Origin of the sequence: Streptomyces sp. DvalAA-14 (assembly GCF_900091855.1) — a bacterium.
Classification (GTDB): domain Bacteria; phylum Actinomycetota; class Actinomycetes; order Streptomycetales; family Streptomycetaceae; genus Actinacidiphila.
The window spans coordinates 1-3,485 of sequence record NZ_FMCH01000607.1; the positions used below are offsets into that span (position 1 = coordinate 1).

The window sequence follows — 3,485 nt, forward strand, 5'->3', positions numbered from 1 at the left end:
GGCCGGCTCAGCTCAACCTCACCTGGTCCCCCGCGGCGCGGGAGGCCGGGCTACGGGAAGCTGACGACATTGCTCGGCGTGGTGTTGGACGCGGTGACCGCACCGGTGTCGTTGATGACGTGGGTGATGGTGCCCACGCCGCCCAGCGACACGGTCAGGGCGTCGTGGAACTTCACGCCCGGGGTGTTCGGCACCTCGTAGGCGTGGTAGTTGTTCACCGCCGGATTCACGTTGAAGTAGCAGTAACTGCCCAGGCCCCAGGCCTCATGTGTGGTCACATTGGCCCCCACCTTGTAGGCGGCGTAGCCGTTGACCGAGGCCGAGCTCATCCAGGCCGCCTGGTTGGGCGGGTCGTACGGGTTCTCGTTCTGGAAGAAGATCGTCTTGCCGCCCTGGCCGTTCCACACCACCTCGTACTTCTGGTAGTGCTCGACGAACAGGCCGGTGGCCAGCACGTTGGCGCCGTTGACGGTCAGTCCGGTGTCGGCGGTGTTGGTGGTCCAGCCGACGGTGCCCGCGTTGCCGTGGTCGGCGCGCCAGGCCCAGATGTGGTCGATGATGGTGTTGTTGCTGTTGACGACGAGGCTGTTGGTGGCCTTGCCGACGTGCTCGCCGCCGATCCGGAAGAACACGTCCTGGACGGTGGTCGGGTTGGCCGCGTGGTTCGCGGACGAGCCGGACGGACCGACGGTCAGCAGCGCCGCCGAGTTGGTGGTGCCGGCGTCGAACAGCAGGCCCTTGAGCCGCACGCCGTCCACGTCGGCGACCTGCATGGCGTTGACCCCGTTGTCCGGGACGAACGTCGGGTAGCCGATGCCGAGGATGGTGGTGTTGGCCTTGGTGACGTTGAGCGTCTGGTTCAGGTGGTAGACGCCCGGGGTGACGAACAGGTTGCAGCCCTGGGACAGGGCGTTGTTGATGGTCGCCGCGGTGTCACCGGCCTTGACCACGTAGAACTGGCTCATCGGCACCGAGGTGCCCGGGGTGCTGCCGCTCGCCCAGCTCGGACCGGCCGCGTTGGTGCGCAGCGACGGCAGGAACACCCGGTACTTGCCGGTGCTGTCGATGTACAGGTAGGGCACGTCGCGGGAGACCGGGGTGCTGCTCAGCGTGGTCTCGGGCGGGTTGGGGAAGGTGTTGGCCGGGGCGCCGCTGACGCCGGAGAAGACCATGTTCCACACCCCGCCGGCCCAGCTGCCGAAGCTGCTGTCCCGGCTGTACCACTGCTGCTGCGAGACCGACGAGACCTGGCCGCTGACCTTGGTGTCGGCGATGTAGCCGCCGCTGGCGTAGCCGTTGCTGGCCGGGGCCAGGTTCAGGCCGCCGTGCACGTCGATCCGCCGGAAGGGGGCGGCCTGCGCCACGGCCCAGCGGTCGGAACCGCTGCTGGGGTTGATCGCCAGGTTCTCCGCGGAGCGCCAGAAGTTCTGGGTGGCGTTGCCGGCGTCGGAGGCGTTGAAGGCGTCGACGGTGACGTCGCCGTTGATGGTCACCTGGTCCGGGTTCTGGCCCAGGCCCGCCACCGAGGTGTAGAAGCCGACGTTGTCCTCGACGGCGTAGGTGCCGGGCTTGTAGAGGTCAGCCACCCGGTTCTCGCTGAACTGGGCCGAGTTGGTGTCCTTCATCTGGTTGAACTGGGTGTCGAGCTGCGCCTGGATGGCGGCGTTGCCCATCGACGGGTCGAAGATGTGCACGTTCGGACCGAAGTTGGGGGTGTCCGACTGCGCCGGGCAGCCGGTCGAGCCGCCGGTGCCGATGGTGAAGCTGGCGGTGGCCACCGCCGAGTTGGTCGAACCCGACTTGGTGGCGATCGCCTCGACGGTGGTGGTCGCCGAGATGGTGAGCGCGGCGGAGTAGGTGGGCGAACTCGCTGTCGGCGTGGAGCCGTCGAGGGTGTAGTGGATGGCCGCGCCGGAGGTCGCGTCGGCGATCGTGACGGTCTGCGCGGTGGTGAAGGTGCCGCCGGCCGGGCTGAAGGTCGGTGTGGCGACCGCGCCCGGCGGCGGGGTGGTGGTGCCGCCGCCACCGCCCTGGGTGTACGTGAAGTGCGGCGTGTCGTACTGCGGGCCGCCCTTCTCGTAGGTGAACCAGTACTCCAGCACCGAGCCGGTGGTCAGCGAACCGACCGTCCAGGTCCAGGTGTTGCCGGAGACGGTCATCCGGACGTTCTGCTGGTTCGCCCCGTTCACCAGGTAGTGCGCGTCCACGTACGCGGCGGTCGTGGTGGGGGTGAAGGTGATCTTCGCCTGGGTGGTGCTCAGCTGGCTGACGCTCTGGGTGTAGTCGGAGGCGTCGGCCGCGGCGGAGCCGATGGTCTGGGTCAGGCCCAGCAGCCCGACCAGCGCGAGAAGCAGTGCCCCGAGCAGGGCGACGACCCGCTTGCGAGGCCGTGGTTCAGGCCCGCTACGGCCCTCGGAGATGGTGCGGCGCATAAGTGTGGGTCCTTTCACCTGGCTTCGTGAAGTGAACGCCAGGTCAGCGCGGAAATTGTGGGGGTGGTTCGCGCTCTGCACTATGTATTCAGGGCCGCAGTCCCGTTACGGCCCTTCGATTCAGCCTGTTGAAAACGCTCTCACTCTGCGGATTCGGGGAAACCCCGATCCGTAAGGCAGTCTCAAGTGGCCACGGCGAGCCGTCAAGACGATGCGCGCGATTCACGCTGTGAACGGTGCCCGCGTGCCGGACGGCGAGCGGAACGGCGGCTTCCGCGGCGGGGGTTGCCTTGGAGTGCACTCCAGTTCGTAGCGTGGCCGTATGACGACGACAGCTCAGCAGAGCATCGACTCAGGGTTCGGAGCCCGCAGCACCGCCGCCGAGGTCCTCAAGGGCATCGACCTGTCCGGGAAGCTGGTGGTGATGACCGGCGGCTACTCCGGCATCGGCCTGGAGGCCACCCGGGCACTGACCGCCGCCGGCGCCCACGTGGTGGTGCCGGCCCGGCGCCCGGACACCGCCCGCGAGGCGCTGGCCGGCATCGACGGGGTGGAGGTGGACGAGCTGGACCTGGCCGACCAGGCCGGGATCGCCGCCTTCAGCGACCGCTTCCTCGCCTCCGGCCGCGACATCCACCTCACGATCAACTGCGCGGCGGTCATGGCGAGCCCGTACGCCACCGTGGGCCCCGGCTGGGAGTCCCAGTTCGGCATCAACCACCTCGGGCACTACGCCCTGGTCAACCGGCTGTGGCCGGCCATCGCCCGCGGTCGCGGCCGGGTGGTGGCGGTCTCCTCCGGCGGCCACCGCCGCTCCCCCATCCGCTGGGACGACGTGGACTTCACCGGGGGCTACGACAAGTGGCAGGCGTACGGGCAGGCAAAGACGGCGAACGCGCTGTTCGCCCGGCACCTGGACACGCTGGGCCGGCCGGCCGGGGTGCGGGCCTTCTCGGTCCACCCCGGCGGCATCCTCACCCCGCTGCAGCGGCACCTGAGCCGGCAGGAAATGGTCGACTTCGGCTGGATCGACGCCGACGGCAACCAGGTGAA

The 3,485-nt window shown here is 69.0% G+C and carries 2 protein-coding genes; one reads left to right on the top strand and one right to left on the bottom strand.

Annotated features, from left to right (window positions below):
* Positions 1-50: 50 nt before the first annotated feature.
* Positions 51-2,432: a chitobiase/beta-hexosaminidase C-terminal domain-containing protein gene (locus GA0115240_RS32640; protein WP_093742403.1), complete on the bottom strand. Its 2,382-nt coding sequence runs from the start codon at positions 2,430-2,432 to the stop codon at positions 51-53.
* A 322-nt stretch (positions 2,433-2,754) separates the two neighbouring features.
* Between GA0115240_RS32640 and GA0115240_RS32645 the strand changes: the two genes are divergently transcribed.
* Positions 2,755-3,485, top strand: a 731-nt coding sequence (locus tag GA0115240_RS32645) for an SDR family NAD(P)-dependent oxidoreductase (protein WP_093742404.1), incomplete at its 3' end; no start/stop codon positions are given.

Coding starts and splice junctions, on each gene's coding strand:
- GA0115240_RS32640 (WP_093742403.1), bottom strand. CDS start 2,432: ATGCGCCGCACCATCTCCGAGGGCCGTAGCGGGCCTGAACCACGGCCT.